Annotated in this window: 18 protein-coding genes and 2 pseudogenes; 12 read left to right on the top strand and 8 right to left on the bottom strand. The window is 68.2% G+C overall.

The window, feature by feature from the left end; genetic code table 11:
* The first annotated feature begins 437 nt into the window (after positions 1 to 437).
* Together ACFYP5_RS22975 and ACFYP5_RS22970 are read left to right on the top strand one after the other, a co-directional pair.
* On the top strand, positions 438 to 1,430 hold the full coding sequence (locus ACFYP5_RS22975; protein ID WP_389038998.1) for an alpha/beta fold hydrolase: 993 nt from the start codon (positions 438 to 440) through the stop codon (positions 1,428 to 1,430).
* A gap of 577 nt (positions 1,431 to 2,007) precedes the next feature.
* A complete protein-coding gene (locus ACFYP5_RS22970) occupies positions 2,008 to 3,333 on the top strand; it encodes an epoxide hydrolase family protein (RefSeq protein ID WP_389038995.1) in 1,326 nt (441 codons plus the stop codon).
* Positions 3,334 to 3,383: 50 nt separating this feature from the next.
* Here ACFYP5_RS22970 and ACFYP5_RS22965 read toward each other — a convergent pair.
* Positions 3,384 to 4,041: pseudogene (locus ACFYP5_RS22965) on the bottom strand (class I SAM-dependent methyltransferase).
* Between the two features lie 184 nt (positions 4,042 to 4,225).
* Positions 4,226 to 4,738 (bottom strand): ATP-binding protein, encoded by a 513-nt coding sequence (locus tag ACFYP5_RS22960; protein WP_389038992.1) that lies wholly within the window; start codon positions 4,736 to 4,738, stop codon positions 4,226 to 4,228.
* Positions 4,739 to 4,904: 166 nt separating this feature from the next.
* On the opposite strand from ACFYP5_RS22960, the gene ACFYP5_RS22955 reads away from it, so the two are divergent.
* The 5 genes from ACFYP5_RS22955 to ACFYP5_RS22935 all read left to right on the top strand — a co-directional run bounded on the left by ACFYP5_RS22955 (position 4,905) and on the right by ACFYP5_RS22935 (position 8,808).
* Positions 4,905 to 5,759, top strand: a complete 855-nt coding sequence (locus ACFYP5_RS22955; RefSeq protein WP_389039296.1) for a helix-turn-helix domain-containing protein — start codon at positions 4,905 to 4,907, stop codon at positions 5,757 to 5,759.
* Positions 5,756 to 5,968 (top strand): DUF397 domain-containing protein, encoded by a 213-nt coding sequence (locus tag ACFYP5_RS22950; RefSeq protein WP_389038990.1) that lies wholly within the window; start codon positions 5,756 to 5,758, stop codon positions 5,966 to 5,968. The genes ACFYP5_RS22955 and ACFYP5_RS22950 overlap by 4 nt, the downstream gene beginning before the upstream one ends.
* Positions 5,969 to 6,363: 395 nt before the next feature.
* A complete protein-coding gene (locus tag ACFYP5_RS22945; protein ID WP_389038987.1) occupies positions 6,364 to 7,194 on the top strand; it encodes a transporter substrate-binding domain-containing protein in 831 nt (276 codons plus the stop codon).
* A gap of 50 nt (positions 7,195 to 7,244) precedes the next feature.
* The gene (locus ACFYP5_RS22940; RefSeq protein ID WP_329167476.1) at positions 7,245 to 8,033 is read left to right on the top strand and encodes an amino acid ABC transporter permease; all 789 of its coding nucleotides are present in this window, start codon (positions 7,245 to 7,247) and stop codon (positions 8,031 to 8,033) included.
* Between the two features lie 7 nt (positions 8,034 to 8,040).
* On the top strand, positions 8,041 to 8,808 hold the full coding sequence (locus ACFYP5_RS22935; RefSeq protein ID WP_389038985.1) for an amino acid ABC transporter ATP-binding protein: 768 nt from the start codon (positions 8,041 to 8,043) through the stop codon (positions 8,806 to 8,808).
* A gap of 233 nt (positions 8,809 to 9,041) precedes the next feature.
* Here the strand turns inward: ACFYP5_RS22935 and ACFYP5_RS22930 are convergent, their stop codons facing one another.
* Positions 9,042 to 9,203, bottom strand: coding sequence for a DUF397 domain-containing protein (locus tag ACFYP5_RS22930; protein WP_389039293.1), 162 nt, complete (start codon positions 9,201 to 9,203; stop codon positions 9,042 to 9,044).
* 67 nt (positions 9,204 to 9,270) lie between these two features.
* The gene (locus tag ACFYP5_RS22925) at positions 9,271 to 11,838 is read right to left on the bottom strand and encodes a tetratricopeptide repeat protein (RefSeq protein WP_389038983.1); all 2,568 of its coding nucleotides are present in this window, start codon (positions 11,836 to 11,838) and stop codon (positions 9,271 to 9,273) included.
* On the opposite strand from ACFYP5_RS22925, the gene ACFYP5_RS22920 reads away from it, so the two are divergent.
* A complete protein-coding gene (locus ACFYP5_RS22920; RefSeq protein ID WP_389038981.1) occupies positions 11,831 to 11,998 on the top strand; it encodes a hypothetical protein in 168 nt (55 codons plus the stop codon). The two genes, ACFYP5_RS22925 and ACFYP5_RS22920, sit on opposite strands and share 8 nt — an antisense overlap.
* A gap of 149 nt (positions 11,999 to 12,147) precedes the next feature.
* On the opposite strand, the gene ACFYP5_RS22915 is transcribed toward ACFYP5_RS22920, so the two are convergent.
* Entirely contained in the window at positions 12,148 to 14,820 is a 2,673-nt protein-coding gene (locus ACFYP5_RS22915; protein WP_389038979.1) for a TIM-barrel domain-containing protein, read from the bottom strand.
* 262 nt (positions 14,821 to 15,082) lie between these two features.
* Here ACFYP5_RS22915 and ACFYP5_RS22910 point away from each other — a divergent pair, with 262 nt between their 5' ends.
* From ACFYP5_RS22910 to ACFYP5_RS22895, 4 genes and pseudogenes are all read left to right on the top strand, one after another.
* A complete protein-coding gene (locus ACFYP5_RS22910) occupies positions 15,083 to 16,381 on the top strand; it encodes a cytochrome P450 (protein ID WP_389038976.1) in 1,299 nt (432 codons plus the stop codon).
* A complete protein-coding gene (locus ACFYP5_RS22905; protein ID WP_389038974.1) occupies positions 16,378 to 17,631 on the top strand; it encodes a cytochrome P450 in 1,254 nt (417 codons plus the stop codon). Before ACFYP5_RS22910 ends, ACFYP5_RS22905 begins: the two co-directional genes overlap by 4 nt.
* Positions 17,632 to 17,985: 354 nt before the next feature.
* Positions 17,986 to 18,207, top strand: a pseudogene (locus tag ACFYP5_RS22900) (carbohydrate ABC transporter permease); the annotation flags it as partial.
* A gap of 292 nt (positions 18,208 to 18,499) precedes the next feature.
* On the top strand, positions 18,500 to 19,510 hold the full coding sequence (locus ACFYP5_RS22895; RefSeq protein ID WP_389038972.1) for a LacI family DNA-binding transcriptional regulator: 1,011 nt from the start codon (positions 18,500 to 18,502) through the stop codon (positions 19,508 to 19,510).
* A gap of 54 nt (positions 19,511 to 19,564) precedes the next feature.
* Here the strand turns inward: ACFYP5_RS22895 and ACFYP5_RS22890 are convergent, their stop codons facing one another.
* The 3 genes from ACFYP5_RS22890 to ACFYP5_RS22880 form a co-directional block, all read right to left on the bottom strand.
* Entirely contained in the window at positions 19,565 to 20,272 is a 708-nt protein-coding gene (locus ACFYP5_RS22890) for a hypothetical protein (protein WP_389038970.1), read from the bottom strand.
* A gap of 227 nt (positions 20,273 to 20,499) precedes the next feature.
* Positions 20,500 to 22,476, bottom strand: coding sequence for a beta-galactosidase (locus tag ACFYP5_RS22885; protein ID WP_389039291.1), 1,977 nt, complete (start codon positions 22,474 to 22,476; stop codon positions 20,500 to 20,502).
* A gap of 14 nt (positions 22,477 to 22,490) precedes the next feature.
* Positions 22,491 to 24,761 carry a 1,4-beta-glucanase gene (locus ACFYP5_RS22880; RefSeq protein WP_389038968.1) on the bottom strand — a complete coding sequence of 757 codons (2,271 nt, stop codon included), beginning with the start codon at positions 24,759 to 24,761 and terminating at the stop codon, positions 22,491 to 22,493.
* Between the last annotated feature and the right edge of the window lie 25 nt (positions 24,762 to 24,786).

Raw genomic sequence — 24,786 nt, 5'->3', positions numbered from 1 at the left:
GACGCGCACACGCGGTGAGGTCGTGCATCGAAAGTGGATCACGGGACTCGGTACGCCGAGACGGGTCATGTGGCTCGGTCGTGCGGTCGGGCGCCTGCGGCGAGAAGCACGGCGAGTCGACGGACACCTCTGGTTCGTCCAGGCGCGGCGGTGTGCCGGGGGGTGATCACAGGGTGCACGGACCACCCGACTGCTACGTCCGTGTTACGGAATTCGCGGGCGCGTGGTTCCATGCCGATTCGACGGGAGTCCTTCCACCTTTCGCCCGGTCGAATTCGCCGAGCAGACGCACACCGCCTGAAACGTCCCGGAAATCCCCTGTGCGTCAAAAGCTCTACGCTCGAGGAGGAAGCGGGGAGAAGCAGACGGGAGACGAGACTGTGGTCGGCGCCCCAGAACCTGAACCGAGCCCGCGCCGAGCGGGCCGCCTGCGCTCGGTGTCCGGGCAGGACGTACCGCTGCGCCACCACGTGGTGCACGGCTACCGCCGCGCATACCGGATCGCCGGAGACGGTCCCGTGATCCTGCTCATCCACGGCATCGGCGACTCCTCCGCGACCTGGGCGGATCTCATCCCCGACCTGGCGCGCAACTACACCGTCATCGCCCCCGACCTCCTGGGTCACGGGGCCTCCGACAAGCCGCGGGCAGACTACTCGGTGGCGGCATACGCGAACGGCATCCGTGACCTGCTGGGGGTGCTGGACATCGAGCGTGCCACCCTGGTCGGTCACTCGCTTGGCGGTGGCGTGGCCATGCAGTTCGCGTACCAGTTCCCCGAGCGGACCGACCGCCTGATTTTGGTGAGCACGGGCGGTGTGGGGCGCGAGGTCAACCCTGTCCTGCGGGCCGTGTCGCTGCCGGGCGCAGACCTCATGCTTTCCGCGCTGAGACTGCCCGGCATGCGCAGCCAGGTCGACCTCTTCACCCGACTGATCAAGCTTCTCGACACCGACCTGGGCCAGGATGCCGCAGAGCTGCTCAACGTGGTGGACGCCCTCCCCGACGCCACGTCGCGAAGCGCGTTCATCAGCACCCTGCGGTCGGTGGTCGACTGGCAGGGCCAGGTGGTGACCATGCTCGACCGCTGCTACCTGGCGGAGGGCATGCCCACGCTGCTCCTGTGGGGATCGCGGGACAGTGTGGTGCCGGTCCGGCACGCCTACCGCGCGCACGCGGCGATGCCCGGCAGCCGCCTGGAGATCTTCCATGGCGCGGGCCACTTCCCCTTCCACAGCGACCCCGCGCGCTTCCGCGCCCTGGTCGAGGACTTCGTGCGCACCACGGCCCCGGCCGACTGGAGCCAGGAACGGTGGCGGGAACTGCTGCGGGTGGGGCGGCCCGGCAGCGCGGAGGGGGAGCCGCTCTCCCCGCACCACCGGGCGCTGGAGCGCGATCGGCGCGAGGCGAGTGAGCGCAGCGCCACGTGAGGGTGGCGGGCTCCGAGCCCGCCCTTGCCGCTCGTACGTGAGGTCGTCGCACGCGCCCACCCCCTGGCGGGCCGAGCGCAGAGGTGCCGGCCTGGGCATCGGCCGGCCTCGTCCTCAACGACCATCCTCTGCGTCACCGCACCGGGAGTACCGAAGCCACCTGCGTGCTGTCCGCCGAGCAGCCCGACAACACGTACTTCAGGTTCAGCAGCGGGCGAACCGGCCGCAGGTGATGCGGCGTTCGTCGCCGTCTGCGCCGATCGCGTGAGTGCCGGCCGAAGCGATCGGTGTGCCGTGGCGGGGTGATGGAGACGAACGGTGAGTCGGTCCACAGGTCACCCGCGACTGCCAGGCCGCGCTGTACGGCTCCGAGTTGCGAGGTCACATGAGGGTGAATAACGTGGCATTCGGTCGCAATGCCCAGAAGGTGAACACCGGCATCTCAATGCCCCTTGTTTCCCACTTGAACCCGGGTTGAATAGTTCCCCGGGCCGCATGGGCTGCGTGCTGGATTTCGACTTCCGACGACGAGGAAACCGGTCGCCCGAAAATGCGGAAATGGCCCGAGGAGACATTCATGCCCGAGACGTCCCGATGGCTCTCGCGACGAAAGCTTCTTTTCGCCTCGGCCGCTGCGACGACCGCGGCAACCGCGGGAGCCTTCAGCCGGCTGCCCGAGAAGCCGGTCGGCCTGAACGGGAGCGAGAGTATCGAGAGCATCCGGTCATTCCACGTCGATGTTCCGGAGCCGGATCTCGCTGATCTTCGTCGACGGATCATTGCGACGCGATGGCCCGACCGGGAGACCGTCCGGGATCAGTCACAGGGCGTCCAGTTGGCGACCATGAAAGAACTCGCACGCTACTGGGGTACTGCCTACAGTTGGCGGAGGATCGAGGCAAGGCTGAATTCCTTGCCGCAGTTCCTGACCAAGATCGACGGGCTCGACATTCATTTCATTCACGTCCGCTCCCGGCATGCGAACGCGCTGCCGTTGATCTTGACTCACGGCTGGCCGGGATCCATTCTGGAATTCCTCAAGGTGATCGACCCGCTCACGAATCCAACCGCCCATGGCGGACGTGCGGAGGATGCCTTTCATGTCGTCATACCGTCGATGCCGGGTTACGGCTTCTCGCAAAGGCCGACGAGTGTCGGGTGGGGTCCCGACCGCATCGCGCGCGCCTGGGCCGTACTGATGGAGCGTCTGGGATACGAGCACTATGTTTCCCAGGGTGGTGACTGGGGGGCGGTAATCTCGGACAGGATGGCGATGCAGCAACCCGCGGGCCTGCTCGGCATCCACGTCAATTTCCCGGCCACCGTGCCCGCGGACATCGCGAAGAAACTCGCTTGCGGAGACCCGGCCCCGGCCGGCCTGTCCGTCGACGAGAAGCGGGCCTACAACAAGCTTGCTGCTTTTTACAAGACGGGCTCGGGCTACTCCGCCATGATGGTCACCCGTCCCCAGACTGTGGGGTACGGGTTGTCGGACTCGCCAGTCGGACTGGCCGCCTGGATGTACGACAAGTTCGCCGCATGGACGTACAGCAACGGCCATCCCGAGCGAGTGCTCACCAAGGACGAGATGCTCGACGACATCACGCTCTACTGGGTCACGAACACCGCGATCTCTTCCGCCCGCCTCTACTGGGAGAACAACGCCAACAATTTCAACGCCGTTTCGGTTTCCATCCCGGCCGCTGTCACAGTATTTCCTGGCGAGATCTACCAGGCGCCGTTGAGCTGGACGAAGCGTAGCTACCACGATCTCATCTACTTCAACAAGGCCCACAGCGGCGGTCACTTCGCGGCGTGGGAAGTGCCGGACATCTTCACCAACGAACTGAGGTCCGCATTCAGGTCGCTACGCCCCGGGGCGCAGGCGTCGTTCGGGAAGTGACCCGCTGGTCGGATTCGATCCAGTGGGCCGGTGGGTGCGGACAGTCGGCATCAGCGGCCGGCGTCGGTCAGTGGTTCCGCAATGCCGATGAAGTTCCCGGCCAGGGACCGGATACGGACCGACCAGCCCAGTGCTGTGAGGTGGTCCGTGAGGGTCCGGGCATCGTGGAACACCTTCACGATGCGGTACCGGCTGCCGTCGTCGAGCCGGCGCAGCGCCGTGGGGGTCGGCTGGTTCGTGAGGACCTCCTCGTATGCGGCTGCGGCGGGGCCCGTCGTCGATGAAGATCGCTCTGCCGCCGGGCGCGAGCGCGGCAGCGACGGTCTTCCAGAAGTCGGGCAACCGCGTCGGCGGGACATGGGAGAGCCAGAAGGCGAAGAACACGGTGCCGTAGCGTCGCGACGGCTGCCACTCGAACAGGTCGGCCTCGAGGAACTGGACGGTCGGGGAGGCGGTACGTGCACGAGCGAGGGCCAATACTTCGGCTGCCGCGTCGACAGCCGTCACCGAACGAGCCCGCGCGGCGAGCAGAGTGGTCCACTGGCCCGTTCCACAGGCCAACTCCAGCACATCCCCGGCAATCGGGAGCTCATCGACGACAGCCAGCAACCTCTGCAGGTCTTCGTACTCCGCATAGGGCCGGTCGTATTCGGCAGCACCGGCCCTGTAGTAGGCCATCTGTTCCGTCAGGAGAGCGTCGTCATCCAATGCAGGTTCCTCGCATCCGGGTTCGGTCAGAGGTGAGCACTCAGCTCGTCGGCTCGGTCGCCCCAGACACTGTCGGCCTTCACCTTCGGGCAAGGTCAAGAGTCATGGGGGCCTCCGTTTGTGGAGCTCCGCACGTGGGTGCTCCCGCGGATCCCGTGCGAATCGCCCGGCCGGATCGTGTCGATCACCTGACGGTGAGAGGGGGCAGCGGGGGCAGGGGTCGGGATGAGCGACTACGACAGGCCACGTCCAGAACGGCCCACACCGTCTTGCCGGGCCCGTCGATGCTCGGATACCAACCCCAGCGGTCGGTGAGTGCGGCCACCAGGAGGAGGCCGCGACGTCCGTCCAGGTCGGCGGACGGGTCGGCCAGGGCCGGGACGCTCTCGCCGCGTGAGTCGGTGACCTCCACGCGCAGGCTCGCGCCCTCGGCCGAGAGCCGGAGGCGGAAGTCGCGGCCGGGTGCGCGCCCGTGGCGTACGGCGTTCGCGCTGAGCTCCGCCACGATCAGCGTCAGCACGTCGTGGGCGTCGCTTCCGTAAGGGATTCCCCAGGCGTCGAGGCGTTCGCCGGCCAGGCGTCGGGCGAGACGGGCGCCGCGTGGGGTGGAACTGAAGTACATCGTGAAGTGGTGCCAGGGGAACAGGGGTTGACCGGTGCGGGTGAGACGTACGGGGAGTGGCTGCTTGCTCGTCATGCCTTCATGGTGACGTTCGGTGGCGTACCGTAACCATGGGTGACGCGCCGCCGGGTGGTGGTTGTACGCGACGGCGCGCGGTGTGTACGAGGCATGCCGCGTGACGAAGTCCGGGGCGCGGCGTTGGGTCGGTGAGGTGGTGGGGCCGATGGACTCTTCGAAACCGATGGAACAGGGCGAGCAGGGCCTACGGGATGGCGCCGGGACCCGGCCGGAGGGCGAACCGGGATCGGGCGTGGTGACCGCTTTCGGCAGGCAGCTGAAGCTGCTGCGGATTCGAGCGGGGATGGAGCGGCCCGAGTTCGGGGAGCGCGTGGGCTACGCGGGACAGTCGGTCGCGTCCTTCGAGCAAGGGAGGCGTATCCCGCCGCCGAGGTTTATCGACCGGGCGGACGAGGTGCTGGATGCCGGGGGCGTTCTCAAGGCGCTGAAGGAGGAGGTGGCGAGGGCTCAGTACCCGCCCTTCTTCCGGGACATGGCGCGCCTGGAGGCGGAGGCGGTCGAGCTGTGCGCCTACGACACGCATGTCGTCAAGGGGCTGTTGCAGACGGAGGAGTACACGCGGTCGTTGCTCGCCATGCGTCGCCCTCTGCTGGATGAGGAGACGATCGAGCTGCGCGTGTCAGCCCGTCTCGCTCGGCAGGAAATCTTCAACCGCTGGCCGGCGCCACTGCTCAGCTTTGTGCTCGAAGAGACCGTTCTGCGTCGTCCACTTGGTGGGAAGCCGGTGTTGCGAGGGCAGCTCGAACAACTGCTGCTCATCGGTCAGAAGCGCAACGTCGAGATCCAGGTCATGCCCCTCGACCGTGAGGACAACGCGGGCGTCGACGGCCCATTCACCGTCATCACGCGCAAGGGCGGCGAGCAGCTCACGTACATGGAGGTCCAAGGGCGAAGTAGCCTGCTGACGGATCGCGAAGAGGTCCGTCTCGCCGCCGCGCGCTATGGGATCATCCGGTCCCAGGCTCTCACTCCGCGCGAGACCCAGGGATTCGTCGAGAAGTTGCTGGGAGAGCTATGAACATCGCAGGGACCTCGGGTGTCGCTCAGGAACTCGCCTGGTTCAAGAGCAGCTACAGCGGCGCCGAGGGAGGCGACTGCGTAGAGGTGGCCGACGCCACCGGAGCCGTACACATCCGGGACTCAAAGGTCGCCGCCGGACCGGTCCTGACCGTCTCCCGCCATGCATGGGCCCGGTTCGTCGGAGTGGCCGTGGACAGGTCGGCCTGAGCCCTGCGCAACCCCGTGGGACCTGCCGCGCACCATCGGCGGCGGGTCCCGCGCGTATGTCAGGCCGCCGACCGTCGTCCGCGTCGTCCACGCCCTTCTCGCGGCGGATCATTCGCCACGCGGAGCGGCGGGCACAGTGGTTGTGGGTCCTTCCTCGCGAACATGGGCAATGTCCCTGATCCCTTAATCCCTCACCTTGCAAACTCAGGAGTTGAAGTCCCGCCCGGAAGCCCCGGGACGAACCGCCACGAGTGAGCGGGGCGAAGTCCCGTACCACCCAGGCAGGGTGGACTTTCGGTCAGTGCTCCGACATTCTGTGCGGACCTTGATCGCGGTTCGGCGTCGATCCGCGAGTCTGTCCGCGAGTCCGTCCTACGTGCACGAGGGGAACTCTCATGAGCTCGTCCCGCCTGCCCTCCCGCCGGATCGCCGTGATCTGCGCGGCCGTCGCGCTTGCACTCCCGCTCAGTGCCTGTAGTAGCAGTGGTGATGGCGCGACCGTCAAAGGTGCGAAGCTGATCAAGTCCGGCCAGATAACAACCTGTACGCACTTGCCGTACGCACCCTTCCAGTCCGAGAAGGACGGAAAGGTGGTCGGTTTCGATGTCTCGATGATCGATCTGGTCGCCGAGGACCTGGGTGTGAAGCAGGAAGTCGTGGACAAGTCGTTCGAGACGATCAAGACCGGTGCCGACCTCAATGCCAGTGTCTGTGACGTGGCAGCCGCCGGCATGACGATCACCGACGAGCGCAAGCAGAATCTGGACTTCTCCGACCCGTATTTCAACGCCACCCAGGCCCTGTTGGCCCGCAAGGGCGTCAAGGCGGCGTCCGTCGAGGACATCACCAAGCAGAAGCTCAAGCTCGGATCCCAGTCCTCCACCACCGGCGAGGACTTCGCCCATTCGCACGGCGCCGACCCGCAGTCCTTCGAGAGCTCCGATGCCGAGCTCAACGGACTGCGCACCGGCCAGGTCGACGTCATCGTGCAGGACTACCCGGTCGTGCAGAACTGGCTCAAGGACCCTGCCAACTCCGCCAAGTTCGAGATCGCGGGCAATCTCGACACCGGTGAGCAGTACGGCTTCGCGGTCCGCAAGGGTGGCAACCCCAAGCTTCTCGCGGCGATCAACCAGGCCATCAAGGACGCGAAGTCCGACGGCACGTACAAGAAGCTGTACGAGCAGTGGATCGGACCCATGCCGAAGGGTGCCGACGCCCAGTGACCACCCTGATCACAGGTAAGGACCGGGAGGAGGCGGCTGCGCGGCCCCGGATGTCGCCGCGACGCCGGCGCCGTATCTCCCGTGGGGTGCAGTACGCCGTCTTCGTGGTCGCCGTGGTGGTCGTGGGCGCGCTGGCCGACTGGCAGCAGCTCCAGGAGCAGTTTCTGGACCTGTCGGTCGCCCAGCGGCTCTTCCCCGAACTCATCACGGTCGCGCTGCTGAACACCGTGGTGTACACGCTGACCGGCTTCGGCGTCGGACTCGTACTGGGCCTCGTGGTGGCCCTGATGCGGCTGTCGTCCGTTGCGCCGTACCGCTGGCTCGCGATGGCGTACATCGAGTTCTTCCGCGGCCTGCCCGCCCTGCTGATCTTCATCTTCGTCGGGGTGGGTGTCCCGCTCGCCTTCCCGGGGCTTGTCTTCCCCGGGGAGACCTACGGGCAGGTCGCCTGCGCCCTGGGCCTGGTCTCCGCCGCGTACATGGCGGAGACCATCCGGGCGGGCATCCAGGCCGTACCGCGCGGCCAGCTGGAGGCGGCGCGGACACTGGGCATGTCGCACGCCACCGCGATGCGGTCGATCGTGATCCCGCAGGCATTCCGGATCATCGTGCCGCCGCTCACCAACGAAATGGTCCTGCTCTTCAAGGACTCCTCGCTGGTGCTCTTCCTGGGCGTCACACTGCAGCAGCGTGAACTCACCAAGTTCGGGCGCGACTTGGCCAGTACTACGGCCAACACCACCCCCATTTTCGTCGCGGGCCTGTGCTACCTCCTGGTCACTGTCCCGCTCGGCTATCTCGTACGGCGCCTCGAGGCCCGTCATGCACAGGCGAGGTGATCACGGGATGGCGGACATGACTGCGGCGATCGAGATCCAGGGGCTGCACAAGTCGTTCGGCGACGTCGAAGTGCTGCGCGGTATCGACTTCACTGTCGCGCCCGGCGAGGTCGTATGCGTCGTCGGCCCCTCGGGGTCGGGGAAGTCGACCCTGCTTCGCTGCGTGAATCTGCTGGAGGAGCCGACCAGCGGCACGGTCACCGTCGGCGGTGTCGACATGACCGATCCGGACATCGATCTGGACGCGATGCGGCGACGGATCGGCATGGTCTTCCAGCAGTTCAACCTCTTTCCGCATCTGAACGTCCTGGACAACCTGACGATCGCTCAGCGCCGCGTTCTCGGACGAGACGGGGAGGAAGCCGGCCGCATCGCCCGGGAGAACCTCGCCAAAGTCGGCTTGGCCGACCGCGAGGACAGCTTTCCCGCCCAGCTCTCCGGCGGCCAGCAGCAGCGTGTGGCCATCGCGCGGGCACTGTCGATGGGACCCGGGCTGATGCTCTTCGACGAGCCGACCAGCGCGCTCGACCCCGAACTGGTGGGCGACGTACTGGGGGTCATGCGGACCCTGGCCGACGAAGGCATGACGATGCTTGTCGTCACCCACGAGATGGGCTTCGCCCGCGACGTCGCCGACCGCGTGGTCTTCATGGACGACGGCCGAGTGGTGGAGGAGGGCACCCCGGAGGATGTACTGGTCCGGCCGGAGCACCCCCGGACCAAGGCCTTCCTCGCCCGGGTACTGCACCCGGACGCCGTGCAACCCGAGGCCTGACACATCCGTACGGGTCTCCGCTGGAGCCGCGACTCACCGCCTCGTCACGAGCAGGGGGAGAGCCGCGGCAGGTGGGGCCGCAGCCGCACCGTACAACGGCGGTGGGCATTGATCGCGGGTTGCCTCGCGACGGAGACAGCGAGCCTGCCCGTACGTGGGGCCCGGCTCCAGGGCTGGAGGCACCGGCGCTCGGGAGAGCCACAGTTCACGATCACCGCGCGGATCGCCTGGTCTCACGTCTGAGCGACGAAGCCCAAGAAGCGCGACCAGCTGAGTGACCCCACGGCGAAGGCCGTTCGTCCCAGGTCCTTCGAGTCGCGGACGAGTACCGCATCAGCAGAAGCCGCGACCTCCATGCACTCGCCACCCTCGTTGGAGCTGTACGAGCTCTTGATCCAAAGAAGATCGGCTGGCCTCGATCCCCTACGAGAGCGCCGGCGACTGGCTGCCCGGCTGCTTCGGTCAGTCCTCGTCAGGTACGGCCTCGGCCCCGTCGCGCCCGCGCATGCGGATGAAGATTGGGTTGGAGGCAGCGGAGGTCTCCTCCAGGCTGTCGGCCTCCGCCGTCCTCCCCTCAGCCCGGAGCACGCGGATCACATCGTGGGTCACAGCCGCCTCGTTCCACTCGTAGGAGCCGGACCGGTAGATGTCGAGTGCCGCTTCAAGGTCGGCGTGTGCCTCCGGGTACCGGCCGAGTTCCCGATAGGCAACGCCGCGGAGATGCCGGGCCATGGAGCCGGCGTAGGCATCTCCTGCTCGCTCAGTTACTTGGATGGCGTGGGTGAGCGGTTCGACGGCTGCCTCTGACTGACCGGCCTTGATGTGGAGCCACCCGATGTCCCGCTGCGTGTGCGCCTGCCACATCTCGTCGCCGACCTGCTCGAAGAGGCTCAGCGCGGTCCTGGCCGTGGCCGTGGCCTCGTCGAGGCGTCGCATGCCGGCCAGGACGCGGATCCGGGCGTTGGTGACGCGCCCCACCCAGTGCCTCTCACCCATCGGCCCGAAGATCTCCTCAGCCCGGTCGTAGCGCTCTCGGGCGTCCTGGCGTCGGCCGAGAAGGCGGTAGATCTTGCCGAGAGCGTAGAGGCCGGCGCCTTCCCACCTGCGGTCGTTGAGCACCCGGAAGTCGTGAATGGCGGACTCCAGCAGGGGAGCCGCCTCCTCGGGACGGCGTAGATATCCGAGGGTTTCCGCCAGGGTGCGCCGTAGACGGGCCTGGGCCCTGAGATCACCGGTGCGTTCGGCCAGCCGTAGTGCCTCCCTCTGGCTCTGCTCCGCCAGTTCGGGACTCCCGCGCCACCTCTGGAACTCGCCCAGTTTCTCGAGTGAGTTGAGGAGGTGCCACGCGTCATCGGACGTACGCAGTTGCTCCGCAGCTGTGGTCATGTGGTCCAGGGCTACCCGGAAGTCCCTCTTCGCCGCGTACCCGCGAGCGACAACCATCTCGTCCCGGGCCCTCCCGACCGGGTCGGCGCTGTCGTCCGGTTCGTCAAGGTCAAGTAGCGTCAGCGCGGTGTCCGGCGCACCTTCGGCCACGGCCGCCGCAGCGCGGGCACGGCGCAGGCTGGCGATCACGCGCGGCCGCGTCTCGGTCGGCGTCGCATCGAACAGCCAGTCCGCAGAGCCGGGGGGAAGGTTGATGTCGTCGAGGAAGTAGGACAGCGCTTCCCCGATCTCGGCTGCCTCGGGGTACATGTCGAGGCTCCTGGCGCGGCCGATGGCCCAGCGAAGCCGTTCCTGCTCAGCGGACACCCAGCCGGCGGCCGACTCCCGGCGCAGATCGTTGATCCTCTCGGCGGACACTTCCGCACCGAGTTCCGGCGCACGCTGCGAGGCCAGGCTGACCGCGGCCTCACGGTATGCCTTGACCAAGCGGACCTCGTGCTGGCGCCGCTCCTCCGGCGGCAGCAGCTCGTACTGCTCGGCTGCGAAGACACGGACCAGATCGTGGACGCGATAGCTGGTACCCGCCTCCTCGTTCCCCTGGGCCTCCATCAGACTGACCTCGATCAGCTCGTCGCATGTCGCGAACGCCCCACGGGCGGTGCCAACGTGCTCGAAGTGCCAGTCGCTGAGCCTACCGACCGGCAGCGTGGCGATCAGACCGAACGCGGCCCGGGTGGTCTCCTCAAGGTCCCGGTAAGTGAGCATCAGGCATGCGTGCAGACTGTCGTCCTCGAAGACGAGTTCCCTCAGGCGGAGCTTCTCGTCCTCCAGCCGCGCCCGCATGCGGCTCAGGCTTAGGTCAGGACGTTGTGCCAGCTTCGAACCGACGATGCGTAGGGCCAACGGGAGCCTGCCGCAGAAGCGGGTGATCTGCAGGGCGACTACGGGGTCACTGGTGATGCGCTCGCGGCCGGCGTAGTGGGCCAGCACGTCCAAGGCCTCGCTCTCGTCCGGCAGCGAGACCGGCAGGGCCTCACGCAGGGCGACACCGGAGAGCGGCTTCCGGCTGGTGATCAGGACTGAGCATCCCGCGCCCACTGGCAGGAGTGGCCGCACCTGTTCGGTGTGGTGGGCGTTGTCCAACACGATCAGTAGCCGCTGGTCGTTGGTGAGGCTGCGGAGGAGGGCGGCCCGGCCGTCGACGTCCGCCGGCAGATCGTCACGGGCGACATCGAGGCTGAGCAGGAGGTGCTCCAGCGCCTCACTACTGGTCTTGGGGGTGTGGCCGTCGCCCTGAAGGTTGACGTAGAGCTGGCCGTCGGGATAGGAGTCCTTCACTCGGTGTGCCGCATTGAGGGCGAGCGTGGTCTTCCCAACGCCTGCCGCGCCGTGCACGACGACGATCTTCGCCTGGCTCTCCGTGACGCCTACCGGCAGAGAGCCACGGGTTGGAGCGGGCACATCCCTAAGTAACGTCAGTAGTCCGCCCAGGAGGGATTCGCGCCCCACCAAGGGCTCCACCCTGTCCAGCTGATGCCGCCGGGTCCGGTCCGATGCCACCACACGTACGGACTCCTCCTGCCGGGCCTTGACCACCTGATAGGCCACGAGGGAGCCGGCCGCGAAGGTAGCGCCGATGGACATCACCCTGGCGGTCGGCTCGGCGAAGACATTGAAAATGAGGTCGCCGGTCGCGCTCAGAGCAGCGGCACTGAAAGCCGTCCCTGCCAGGAGAATTGTGTTGCGACGCGAACTGATCTGCTCCGCCATGCTCATCCCCCACAAGGTTGGCGTGGCCCGATGATGCCATGGCGACGAAGGCGGCGACCAGTGTGGGCGAGGCGAAGATCCGCGCACGCTGGACCGGGCAAAGAGTGGACCTGTCCTTTCCGGGTCGCTTTCCCGGACACGAGGTCAGGGGCTGTCCGAAGACAGCCCCTGGCCTCGTGCTTGCTACTTCCGCAGCTCGACCGTGAAGCCGCGACCCGTGGAGACGGACGGTGTCCTGATCTCCGTGATCCCGGTTGCGGGGTCCGTGTACCAGCCGGAGTCGGCCGAGGCGAGTGACGTCGCCGAGGTCAGTCGCTGGAGGCGGCTGCCGTTCATGACGACCTGCGACGGTGCGTCCTTGCCGTGGACGGTGAAGCGGTACGACCTGGCCGCCGGCTTCCCTTCGTAACGCCCCACACTCGCACCGACCTTGATGGTGGTGCTCGCCTTGCCGTGGGTGGGTGCCTGCACGTGTACCTGTTGCGTCGCCGAGGCGCCCCCGGTGAACTTGCGGGTCACACCGTCGTCCTCGTACAGGGTGTACGTGCTGGGGGCCTGCGGGTACAGGTCGTAGTCCAGTTCGTGCCGGTCCCGGGTCTGCCAGGACGTCGTGCCCTTCGGCCACATCGGCACGATGGAGCCGCCCTTGACGAACAGGGGCAGGGTGTCGATGGGTGCGTGGTAGCCGTTGACCGTGGTCGGGCCCTGGTACGTCTTCCCCGTCCAGTAGTCGGTCCAGGTGCCCTTGGGCAGGTAGATACCGTTGCGGGTGTCGGAGTCCTCGTAGACCGGGACCACCAGGAAGTCGGAGCCCGCCAGGTACTCGTACTTGGCGTTCGCGCCCAGGGTCTCGGGGTCGTCCGGGTACTCCAGCCACAGCGGGCGCACCGAGCCCACGCCGGTCTTCGCGGCCTCGGCGGACAGGGTGTACAGGTACGGCAGCAGCCGCTCCCGCAGCTGGAGGTACTTGCGGTTGATGGAGGTGTACGGCTCGCCGTCCACCCACGGCTGCTGGTTGATCTTCTTCTTGGTCGTCAGGTCCGTCGCCCAGCCATCCATCGTCATGAGGGCGGGGAGGAACGACTTGGCCTGCAGGTCACGGGCGTACATCTTGGCGTCGTGGCGGTAGATGCTGCCGACGTCGCCGGTGTTGTACGCGATACCGGACATGGTGGCGCCGGCGTAGGTCGGGATCTGCCAGCGTACGAAGTCCCAGGAGAGGGACTGGTCGCCGCTCCACAGGACGCCGCAGCGCTGCGCGCCGGCCCAGGAGACGGGCAGCCAGACGAAGCCGCGGGCGTCGCTGTTCTCCTCTATGCCGGACTTGGCCTTGTCGCAGGCGTCCAGCGCCATGCCGTATCCCTGGCCGACCCAGGCGACGTCGAGCTTCGCGACCCGCTGGCCCCTCTTCACCTGATCGGCGAGCTGGTCGAGGCCGTTCTGGGTCCACAGGCCCAGCTGGGCGTTGTGGTCCTGGAGGCCCTTGGCGGTCTCCGGCAGGTTCTCGTAGCCACAACCGTAGCCGTCGTTGACGAGCATCCAGCCCAGCGGAATCTGGTTCTGCGTATAGCCGTCGGCGACCTTCAGGGCGTCCAGGGTGTGGCGCTCGCCCTGGTTGGCGTTGTGCAGATAGCAGTCGGCGTCGCCCGGTTCGAGGCCGTACACCGGTGGCATGAACGGCTTGCCGACCAGGGCGGTGTACTTGCCGATCACCTGCTTCGCGTCACCGATGAAGTAGTACGCGTCGAGGCGTCGCTCCTGCTGGCCGGTCTGGACCGGGGAGCCGAAGTGGTAGACGCCGGGTGCGAAGGTGTTGCGGTAGACGCCGTAGCCGGCACTGGAGAGGTAGAAGGGCTGGGAGTTGTTGTAACCCCCCTCGTTCCAGTTGGTGTTGTTGGCCACGTAGACCGTCTTGTCGCGGTGGGAGAAGCTGCCGTTCTGTTCGCCGCCGCCGAAGAACTGCTCGTCCGCGCCGCGCTCCAGGCTCTGCCGCATACCGCCGGTGGACCAGCGCAGCGGCTTGTCCTCCTGCCAGATCCGGGTGCGGTTGTCGGCCTTGTAGAGGCCGAAGCGCAGCGGCTTCTTGTAGACGCGCAGGACGGCGTCGGGGGAGCGGATGCCGTAGTAGTCGCCCTTGTCGAAGGTGCTGGTGTGCTTCTGTACCGCGGGCTGCTGGCGGATGATCGCCGAGCCGGCCGGGTCGGCGAACTCACCCGAGGGGGAGGCCTGGAGCCGGAGTTGGCCACCCGTCAGGAAGTCCGCCTTCGCCTTGAGCTCGCCGGCCTCGACGGAGTAGCTGCCGTGGCCCCCGCTGAAGGAGGTCAGGTTGCCCGAATCGGTGGTCTCCGGCAGATAGGCCTTGCCCGTGAACGAGTTGTCGGTGACGTCGTACGGCACGACGACCACGTGGTACGTCCCGTGCGCCCGGGGGACCACCGCGGCCTCGGGGTCGGCCGTGCCCGCGCTGGAAGCGACCTGCTTGCCGGCGGAGTCGTAGATGTACATGTCGAAGTCCTCGGCGGGCTTCTGCCACTCGATGGAGATCGGCACACCGCCCTCCGGGTTGTCGTCCCAGTAGCCGTCGGGAGTCGACACGGTGAGGTCGAACCGGTCGCAGACCTTGTTGTCCGGGTCCTCGGCGGCGGGCGGACAGTCGGTGGGGCTGCCGACCGTTCCCTTGGGATAGACCGGGCTCTGCCACGTCACGCTCTTGTGGGCGTCATCGAGCACGGCGCTCGCGGGAGTCGCCGCGTGGGCGGGTCCGGCGGGGGCGCCGAGCAGAGTGGCGGCCAGGGCGGCGGCAAGTCCTACCGCGGCCAAGGCCGGCTGGCGGGCCCGGTGGTGAAGTCTTCGCACGGGATACATCCCTCCGGACTGAATGTTTGTAAATGCTTGAACATGCGTCAGATCGCGCAACTTCTCGCGCGAGGATTCACCATTACGCAGGTGCATGTCAACGGGTGGTTGCCGGTCCGGTGCGACTCGGAGGGTGTCGTGATCAAAAATGTGGAGAGAGTGATCGGGATTGGCATCGAAGTTTCACTCCGCATCCCTATAGTGGTGCCGCGTTGATCGTGGGTACGCAACGCGAGTCGCCGCCGCCGAAGGAGTCAGCTCGATGACGCGCCCCTCAATCGCCGATCCCGCGTCCTCTGAACCACTGGGCCGCGGCTGCCCCGTTCAGCACGGCGCGGGCGCAGTGCCCCTCAGCGGCCCCGAGTTCCATACCGAGCCCCAGGCCCTCTACCGCACCATGCGGCGCGATCACGGTCCCGTCGTGCCCGTCGAGCTGCCCGGCGGGTTCCCCGCCTGGCTGGTCATCGGCTACCGGGAACTCCACCAGGTAACCAGCGACGGCGAGTTGTTCCCCCGGGACGTCGGTCTCTGGAACCAGTGGGAGCACATCCCCGAGGACTGGCCACTGCTCCCGATGGTGGGGCGCCCGATGCCGTCGATCTACTTCACCGCGGGCGCCGAGCACCGCCGCCACGCCGAAATGGTGGGCGCCGCCCTGGAGGGCGCGGATCCGTTCGAGATCCGGCGCCACTGCGAGGAGTTGGCGGACAGGATCATCGACGGCATCTGCACGCGCGGCGCGGCCGATCTGGTCGCGGACTTCGCCGAGCCGCTGCCCGTACTGGTCCTCGCCCGGCTCGTCGGCTTCCCCGACGCGGAAGGAGCGGACATCGCCCGGGTGCTGAAGGATTTGGCCGACGGCGGGCCCGAGGCACAGAGCGCGTATGCGAGGTTCGGCGAGCACATGCAGCGGCTGGTCGCGGCCAAGCGGGCGGTGCCCGGTGACGACGTGACCACGCGGATGCTGGCGTACCACGAGCCCTTCACCGAGGAGGAGTTCGCCCTCGACCTGATGGCCATCACGGCCGCCGGGCATCTGACCACGGCCGACTGGATCAGTAACTCGCTGCGCCTGATGCTCACCGACGACCAGTTCGCCGACTCCCTCTCCGGCGGCCGGCACAGTGTCGCCGAAGCGATGAACGAGGTCCTCTGGGAGGAGAGCCCGACCCAGATCCTCGCCGGTCGCTGGGCGGCCCGGGACACCCGGCTCGCCGGCCGGTCGATCCGGGCCGGGGACATGCTGCTGCTCGGCCTGGGCGCGGCCAACTCCGATCCGCATGTACGGCAGCATCTCTCCACCGGCCACCCGTCCGGCCAAGGTGGCAACAGTGCGCATCTGGCGTTCAGTTACGGCGAGTACCGCTGCCCGTTCCCCGCCCAGGAGATCGCCGAGACCATCGCGCGTACCGGAATCGAGGTGCTCCTCGACCGGCTGCCCGATCTCGCCCTGGCGGTTCCCGCGCAGACACTCGTCCGGCGGCAGTCCGCCTTTCTGCGCGGGATGGAATCGCTGCCCGTCCGGTTCAGCCCCGTACGTACGACAGGAGACTTCTCGTGAACTGCCCTCACGCCGCTGCCCGCGAGGCAGCCTCGGCCGGCGCGACCGTGGTCATCGACCCCATGGTGCAGGACCTGGACGGTGAGACGGCGCGGCTGCGCGACGCCGGACCACTCGCCAGGATCGAGCTGCTCGGTGTGCCGGCCTGGACCGTCACCCGGCATGCCGAGGCCCGCCAACTGCTCGTCGACCCACGCCTGGTGAAGGACATCGACGCGTGGGGGCTCTGGCAGAGCGGGGCGGTGACCCACGCCTGGCCGCTGATCGGCATGATCGATGCCGGGCGCTCCATGTTCACCGTGGACGGCGAGGAGCACCGGCGGCTGCGCACCAAGACCTCCCAGGCGATCACACCACGCCGCCTCGAAGCGATACGCCCGGACATCGAGAAGTTCACCGAGGAGCTGCTGGACGCTCTGGCCGAACAGGGCAAGGACGGCGTGGTCGACCTCAAGTCTGTGTTCGCGCAACCACTGCCGATGCGGGTGGTCGGCATGCTGATGGGCGTCGAAGAGTCCGAACACGCCATGCTGACGAAGAAGTACAAAGTCTTCTTCTCCATGCTCACCCCGCACGAGGAACGGATGGCCCTGCTCGCCGAGCTGGACGTCTTCTACGCCGGACTCGTCCGCGAGAAGACCGCTCGGCCCACGGACGATCTCACCAGTGCGCTCATCCTTGCCGAGGAGGGCGGGGACCCGCTCACCGAGGAAGAGGTGGTCGGCAATCTCAAGGCCATGGTGGCGGCAGGGCACGAGACCACCATCGGGCTGATCCTCAATGCGGTACGGGCCCTGCTCGCCCACCCCGACCAGCTGCGCAAGGTCCTCGACGGCGAGATCCCGTGGGAGACGGTGATCGAGGAGACGCTGCGCTGGGACACCCCCACCACGCATCTGCTGATGCGGTTCGCCACGGAGGACATTCAGGTCGGCGACAGCGTGATCGCCAAGGGGGAGGGTGTCGTCATCTCCTACCGGGTCATCGGCCGTGACGTCGAGCAGCACGGACCGGATGCCGACGCCTTCGACATCACCCGGCCGACCCCGATCCGCCACATGACCTTCGGCCACGGCCCGCACATCTGCCCGGGAGCGGCACTCTCACGGGTGGAGGCCGGGATCGCTCTCCCTGCGCTGTTCGGGCGCTTTCCCGGGCTGCGACTTGCCGTGCCGGACGAGGAGATCCGCAAGCTGCCGGTGATGACGCAGAACGATATGGAAGCCTTCCCGGTTCTGCTGAACGGATGAGTCACGACGGGGGCCGCGGTGTCGAGCGGTCCCCGTACGAGCGCCTTCTCACCCGGCCGGAGGAGGCGCGGCTTGCAGGGAATGGGCTGATACCGGCGTTACTTGGTCAGGGACTCCTCACACCTGAAGCTCGCGCCGTCGGTGGCCGCGGGCGGCGTGCGGGACGGGCACTTCCTGGGGCGCCCCGTTGGCGGTCAGCCGTACGCGCGTGCAGGTCGCGGCGGTGTGACGATGCCGGGTGGTGCCACGACGGACACAACGAAACGCGGCGGCGAACTCCGGGGGCGCTGGTCCACGCCGAGCCGGCCGCCCACTCGACGCGCGATCATTCGCACCTGCCCCCGGCCTCGCGGTTCGACGTGGAACAACTTCCTGTGGCCGTTCCTCGTGACCACCGACCCGAACGGTATGACGCTGCCCGTCGGACTGGTCAACGTCCAGACCTCGTACGGACTCCGGTATGCGCAGATGATGGCGTCCGTCGTCATCGCCGGGCTGCCCCTGCTGATCGTCTTCGTGCTCTTCCAGCGCCAGATCGTCCGAGGGGTTGCGCACACGGGTCTCGCAGGGCAGTGACGCAGTGCCGGGTCCGCCCGGCGGCCGTCGGCCCGCAATCGCCGGACCGGCTCGAACCCGAGCCGGTCCGGCGATTGCGTGACCGGACGCCGTAGGCTTCCCTGGCCGCTCCACGTCAGGCAGTCGAAGCGCTTCGACAAATGCTCTGGACTCGCTGGGTGACTCAGTCTAGGCTCGCTCTGGCCGTACACGTCGCAGGCGAGTAAGTCGGAATCGAAGCGCTTCGCCAACCCTTTCGCCACGTGTCAGCGCCTGTGCCGGAATCCGCCGTCGTCCTGTGATGGAGAGCCGAATGGTCACCCTTGCCGAGGTCGCCCAGCATGCCGGAGTCTCCGCGAGCACGGTGAGCTATGTCCTCAGTGGGAAGCGGTCCATCTCCATGTCCACCCGGGAGCGGGTGGAGCGAAGTATTCAGCAACTCGGATACCACCCCAACGCCGGAGCCCGCGCGCTCGCCAGTAGTCGGTCCAACATCATCGCACTCATGGTGCCGCTGCGCACCGACATGTATGTGCCCGTGATGATGGAGATCGCCATCGCCGTCGCCACCACAGCACGCGCGCACGGCTACGACGTTCTGCTCCTGACCGGGGAGGAAGGTCCGGCGGCCGTTCGACGGATCGCGGGCAGCTCCCTTGCCGATGCCATGATCCTGATGGATGTGGAACTGCACGACGAACGCCTGCCGCTGCTCCTGGAGACCGACCGGGCCGCCGTGCTGATCGGTCTGCCCGCCGAGACCGAAGGGCTGACCTGCGTGGACCTCGACTTCGAGGCCACCGGGGCGCTCTGCGTGGAGCACCTCGCCGGGTTCGGCCACCGCGAGATCGCGGTGATCGGGGAGGCGGCCGCGGTGTACGAGCGGCACACCGGCTTCGCCGAGCGGACGATGGACGGCGTGCGGGCGAAGGCGCAGCAGACCGGGGTGCGGGTGCTGCACCGGCCCTGCGACGGCGGGTACGCGGCGATGGAGCGGACGCTGGCCCGGATCTTCGACGAGCGGCCGGGCACCACCGGGTTCATCGTGCAGAACGAGTCGGCGGTCGAGCCGCTGCTCAATCTGCTGCGTCAGCAGGGGCGCGCGGTGCCCGAGGACGTGTCGGTCGTCGCCATCTGTCCCCAGCAGCTGGCCTCCGAGGCTTCCGTACGGCTCACCTCGGTCGCCATACCGGCACAGGAGATGGGGCGACGCGCCGTCGAACAGGTCGTTGCGAAGCTCGGCGGCCGTGGCACGGACGAAGTCGAGCTGCTGGCGCCGGAGCTGACGGTTCGGGCGAGCAGCGGTCCCGCCCCCGTACGCTGACAGCACGCGGCGAACGAGCCGGCCCCGCGAGGGGCCGGCTCCTTCCTGTGCGGGTCAGCTCGACGAGACGCTGAACCCGTTCGTCGAGAAGTCCAGACCGCCGGGCGACGACGTGATCTCGTAGCCGAACTGGACGTCGCCGATGGTCTCGTTCCCCCACCAGCCCTTGGTGTCCTTGATCCACTTCAGGATCGGAAGGATGTTCACCGTGCCCGAGGAGGAGTCCGAGGTCCGCAGGAACGAGAAGACCTGGTTGGACCCGTTGTCGCCCTTGTAGACGGTCCAGGTGTGACCGCCGAGCGTCACCGTTCCCTGCGAGGTGCCGAGCGCGCCGACATCGCCGTTGTAGTTGACCCAGAGCATCACTTCGTAGTCGTAGTCGGTGTCCCAGATGTCGTACGACGTGTTGTAGTCACCGGTCGACGGGACGGTGACGTTGTAGCTGCTGGTGAGCGATGCCAGCGAGGTGATGGACTTGCCGACGACCTTCTTCGCGTTGGGGTATGACTTGATTCCGCCGGTGTCCGGGTGGTTGGCCCAGACTCCCCAGTTGCTGGAGGAGTTGACCCAGATGGTCTGGGCGCCCGCGCCGGAACCCCAGATGTTGTTGTAGAGGGTGTAACCGTCGCCGGTGGTGTAGTTGCCCCACTGGCCCGAGGAGGACCAGATCGCGGCCTGGGCAGGTGCGGCGGCGAAGCCGATCAGCGCGGCGACCGCGGCCGCCGGTGCCAGTACGAACCTGCTGAGGATGCGTCGTGCCATGGTGTCCCTTCCATGGTGCGGGGAGTTGGGGTGGGGGGATGTGCTAACGCGGCCTCGGAGTGAGGACGCGGTCCACGCCGGCCGTCAGGTCCAGCAGGGCAACGGGAGTTCCGGCGGAGGTCTCGGTGGGGGCTCGGCAGGGAGGAAGGCGTCCTCCCAGCGGGCCGCGGGGCGCGGCTCCCACGTGCCGTCGCGGCCCGGGGCGCCGGCCTCCGTACCTGCGGCGGTCACAGGATTGCGCCGCGCAGCACGGCCACGCCGTAACGGCCCAGCTCCACGGAGCCGTTGACCGCCGCCCCGGTCAGCAGATCCACCTGCGCACCGGGCACCGGTACGGTGACGCTGCTCCGGCCGTGGTGCAGCAGGAACAGCAGATCGCCGCGGCGGACGGCCTCCACACCCTCGGGCAGCCCGGTCAGCACGGGCGCCGCCCCCGCCTCGGCCGCCACCCGGCCGAGCAGGGCGCGCAGCGCCTCCGGTTCGGGCAGCGTCGAGACGTAGTACGCACGGTCGTTGCGGACTACGGCAGGCAGCCCGTCCAGCTCGCCGCCCCGGTACGCGGAGACGACCTCCGCCCCCGGATCCGCTTCCAGCTCCTCCGACCAGACCGAGGCCCGGAAGCCGTCGCACTCCACCGTGGTGTCCGCGTCGAGCGGCCACCACTCGTGGAGCGTACGGATGCCGCACAGCTCACGCAGCCGCACGTCCATGCCGCCCGGCCTGATCCGGTCGTCCGCGTCGGCGATCCCGCTGAAGAAGCCACAGACGAGAGTCCCGCCACCCCGTACATAGGCGACCAGGTTGTCGATCGCGGCATCCGTCAGCAGATACAGCTGTGGAACGGCCACCATCCGGAACCCGGTCAAGTCGCGCTCGGGGCGGGCGAATTCGGTGCCGATGCCGGACTCCCAAAGGGCCCGGTGCCAGCTCTGCACGATTTCCGTGTAGTCGAGGAGCCTGGACGGCCTGCCCTCCTGGGCGCCCGCCCACCAGGAGTCCCAGTCGTGCAGGATCGCCACCTCGGCCGGCACGTCCGCACCGCTCACCGCCGCCCCGATCGCCCCCAGTTCCGCGCCGAGCCGCTTGACCTCCCGGAACGTGCGGCCGTTCTCACCCGCATGCGTGATCATCCCGGAGTGGAACTTCTCCGCGCCCTGACGGGACTGCCGCCACTGGAAATAGCAGACGGCATCGGCGCCGCGCGCCACCGACTGCAGCGACCAGAGCCGGTTGAGGCCGGCCGGCTTCGGATGGTTCACGCCCCGCCAGTTCACCGGTCCCGCGGCCTGTTCCATCAGCATCCACGGTCCGGCCGCCTGGGAGCGCGTCATGTCGGCCAGCATCGCGTTGTACTGGGCGGCCTGCGGATCCTTCGGGTCCGGATAGCTGTCGACGGAGACGATGTCCTCCTGGGCCGACCACGCCCAGGCGTCCTGCCCCGACCACAACGGCATGAAGTTGGTGGTCACCGGAATGTGCGGGGTGTGCCGGGCGACGATGTCGCGCTCGGCCAGGTAGCACTCCAACAGTGCGTCCGACGTGAACCGCTTGAAGTCCAGCACCTGCGTCGGGTTCTTCATGTACTGCGCCTTGCGCGGGGGCAGGATGTGCTCCCACGTGTCGTAGCGCTGGCTCCAGAAGGCCGTTCCCCAGGCCTCGTTGAGAGACTCGACAGAGCCGTAGCGGCCGCGCAGCCACCGGCGGAAGTGCGCGGCGGTCCCGTCGCACCAGCAGTGCGTGCAGTACTCGTTGTTGATGTGCCACACGGTCAGCGCCGGATGATCCGCGTACCGCGCCGCCAGGTCCTCGGTGAGGGACGCCGCGTAACGCCGGTAGACCGGCGAACTCGCGCAGAACTGCTGCCGCGATCCGTACCAGACGACCGAGCCGTCCTCGCCGCGCGGCAGCGTCTCCGGGTGCTCCGCCCCCATCCACGGCGGCGGGGACGCGGTCGGTGTGGCGAGCACGACCCCGATGCCGTGGGCGTGCATCAGGTCCATCAGACGGTCAAGCCAGCCGAATTCCCGTGCGCCCGGGCGTGGTTCGATCTTCGCCCAGGAGAACACCCCGAGGGTGACGGAGTTGACCCCGGCGTCCTTCATCAGCCGTACGTCGTCCTCCCACACCTCCTCGGGCCACTGCTCGGGGTTGTAGTCGCCGCCGAAGAGGATGCGGCCACGGGCTGCGTCGCGCAGGGACGGCATGGACTTCTCGTTCCTCATTCCGGGTCCGCGTACTGGATGCCGCGGCCGTTGGTGCCCAGGTAAACACGGCCGTGGACGCGGGGGTCACCCGTGATCACTTCGCCGGTCCAGCCCCACTGATGGCTGTCGTCGTTGATCCGGACCCAGGTGGCGCCGGCATCGTCCGAGCGCAGCACCGCCACCCCGTCGAAGGTGGCGGAGACCCGCCCGGTCTGGAAGATCGCCGGGTAGGAGTCACGGACCCGGCGACCGGACTTCCCGGGGCCGGCCGGCGCGGCCGCGCCGAAGCCCAGTGCGTGCGAGGCCTGGCAGCCCGCCACAGCGCTGAAGGTCAGGCCGCCGTCCGTGGACCGGAACAGTCCGTTGTCCTTTGCCGACAGCCACAGGTCACCGCTGCGGCCAGGGGCGACGGCAATCTTGAACTGCACGTCACCGGAAGGGAGTTGAGTCGCACCTTGTATGAAGGTCGCGCCGGAGTCGGTGGAGCGGAACACCACGCCGGTGTCCGTGTCGTACACGTAGAACCGCGTCGGGTCGAGCGGATCGGCCAGCGGTGTGCCGCCCTTGGGGAAGGTGGCCACCTCGGTCCAGGTCGCGCCGTTGTCCGTGGAGCGGTGCGCCGGATACTTCGTGCCGTCCCAGTGGATGAACGACCAGAGCAGAGTCGCCCCGTCCGCCCCGACGGCGACCGGTCCCGGGGCCGCGGCCGCGATCTCCGGCTGCGCGGCGAACGGCTGCCAGCTGCTGCCTCCGTCCTCGGAATACGCCCCGACCGCAGCCGAGCCGGAGGGCCAGCCCGTGCGTACGACATAGGACGGTTCGAGCGAGGCCAGTGCCAGGCCGGTGGCGGTACCGAAGACCGGGTTCGATGCCATGCCGCGCGACGGGGACGTGGTCAGCGACTCGTGGTACATCACGCCGATGTCGCCCAGTCCGCTGAGCAGCCGGGCACCGTCCGTCGGCGGGGCGATCAGGAACTTCACCGCGGACTCCTCCAGGCCGCGGATCTGTGGCGCCCAGTGGACGAGATCGCGGGTCCCGAAGATCGTGGCGCCCGTGCCGAACACGATGTGCTGCGAGTCGTACGGATCGACGGCCAGGGCCTGGATCCACCAGCCGAATTTGGCCGCGTCCCCGCCCCAGCGGAGATACGGCGTCTCCGAAACATCGAGGACCGCCGCGTCCTTCAGCGACGTCCAGGTGGCGCCGCCGTCGGTGGACCGGAACAGGGTGTCGATCTGCGACCACCGGTTGTTGGTGGTGACGACCACCGTGCCGGGCCGCCCGGCATCGACGGCGACCCCGCCGTATCCGAAGCCGTCCCCGGCGCCGGGGTCCGGCGCCACCGGAGTGACATCCGTCCAGCTGCCCGTGACCGTGTCGAGGCGGTGCACCGAACCGTCGGCCTGCCCGTTGGGGCCGGGTGCGTCCGCGTAAGTGACGTACAGAGCACGGGTGTGGGCGTCGTACGCCGCCCGGATCGGCACCTTCGACGCCGCGACACCGCCGGACGGCTGACCGGGCACCGCCTCCCAGCCGCCGGAGGCGGTCGTACGGTAGAGAGGCGTACCGCCGTCTCCCCAGCCCGCGTACACCGCACGGCCCGCGGCGACGAGGAACATGATGCCCTGGCCGTTCGCCGACGGTGTGGCAGGGAAGTCCGCCGACGCCCAGGTGGCACCCCGGTCCGTGGAGCGCAGCAGCCCGTCGTGGCGAGTGCCGAGCCAGAGCCGCTCACTGTCGCACGGGTCGACGAGCAGCCGTTCACCGGCGCCCCGGCCGTCCTCGTTCGCCCCGAGCCGCACCGTCAGATCCGTGCGGGCCCAGGTCGCTCCCCGGTCCTCGGAGCGCAGCACCGCACCGGGTCCGGCCCATGACTGTGCGTACGTGCCGAGCGCGAGATACAGCCGGTCGGGGTGGGCCCGGTCGACGGCCAGCGCCTCGACGCCGAGCAGGTTCCAGTCGTCCCAGCCCAACTGGTCCGTGAGCGCGCTCCATCGGGACCGCGTGTCGTCCCAGCGGTAGGCACCGCCGATATCGGTACGGGCGTAGGCCAGTCCCTTCACGGACGGGTGGAACAGCAGACCGGTGACGAAGCCGGTGCCGCCGATCGCCGCCGTGCGCCATCGGTGGGCCTGGGCTCCCTGCACCCTGTGGGGCGTCCGCCGGCTCGCGGCATGGGCTGCGGCGGGAGCCGAGACCGGCAGAGCGACGGCCGCAGCCGTGACAGCCGCTCCCGCCAGCACGGTGCGACGACGGGGCGTGGGCGCGGACGAAGCGCGCATGGCGAACACCTTCCGGTGGAGGAAA

This window comes from Streptomyces sp. NPDC005262 (assembly GCF_042872425.1).
Lineage (GTDB): Bacteria > Actinomycetota > Actinomycetes > Streptomycetales > Streptomycetaceae > Streptomyces.
This window is presented reverse-complemented; position numbering and strand designations above follow the sequence as displayed.

Coding starts and splice junctions, on each gene's coding strand:
- ACFYP5_RS22970 (WP_389038995.1), top strand. CDS start 2,008: ATGCCCGAGACGTCCCGATGGCTCTCGCGACGAAAGCTTCTTTTCGCC.
- ACFYP5_RS22960 (WP_389038992.1), bottom strand. CDS start 4,738: ATGACGAGCAAGCAGCCACTCCCCGTACGTCTCACCCGCACCGGTCAA.
- ACFYP5_RS22955 (WP_389039296.1), top strand. CDS start 4,905: ATGGAACAGGGCGAGCAGGGCCTACGGGATGGCGCCGGGACCCGGCCG.
- ACFYP5_RS22950 (WP_389038990.1), top strand. CDS start 5,756: ATGAACATCGCAGGGACCTCGGGTGTCGCTCAGGAACTCGCCTGGTTC.
- ACFYP5_RS22945 (WP_389038987.1), top strand. CDS start 6,364: ATGAGCTCGTCCCGCCTGCCCTCCCGCCGGATCGCCGTGATCTGCGCG.
- ACFYP5_RS22940 (WP_329167476.1), top strand. CDS start 7,245: ATGTCGCCGCGACGCCGGCGCCGTATCTCCCGTGGGGTGCAGTACGCC.
- ACFYP5_RS22935 (WP_389038985.1), top strand. CDS start 8,041: ATGGCGGACATGACTGCGGCGATCGAGATCCAGGGGCTGCACAAGTCG.
- ACFYP5_RS22920 (WP_389038981.1), top strand. CDS start 11,831: ATGGACATCACCCTGGCGGTCGGCTCGGCGAAGACATTGAAAATGAGG.
- ACFYP5_RS22925 (WP_389038983.1), bottom strand. CDS start 11,838: ATGTCCATCGGCGCTACCTTCGCGGCCGGCTCCCTCGTGGCCTATCAG.
- ACFYP5_RS22910 (WP_389038976.1), top strand. CDS start 15,083: ATGACGCGCCCCTCAATCGCCGATCCCGCGTCCTCTGAACCACTGGGC.
- ACFYP5_RS22895 (WP_389038972.1), top strand. CDS start 18,500: ATGGTCACCCTTGCCGAGGTCGCCCAGCATGCCGGAGTCTCCGCGAGC.
- ACFYP5_RS22890 (WP_389038970.1), bottom strand. CDS start 20,272: ATGGCACGACGCATCCTCAGCAGGTTCGTACTGGCACCGGCGGCCGCG.
- ACFYP5_RS22885 (WP_389039291.1), bottom strand. CDS start 22,476: ATGCCGTCCCTGCGCGACGCAGCCCGTGGCCGCATCCTCTTCGGCGGC.
- ACFYP5_RS22880 (WP_389038968.1), bottom strand. CDS start 24,761: ATGCGCGCTTCGTCCGCGCCCACGCCCCGTCGTCGCACCGTGCTGGCG.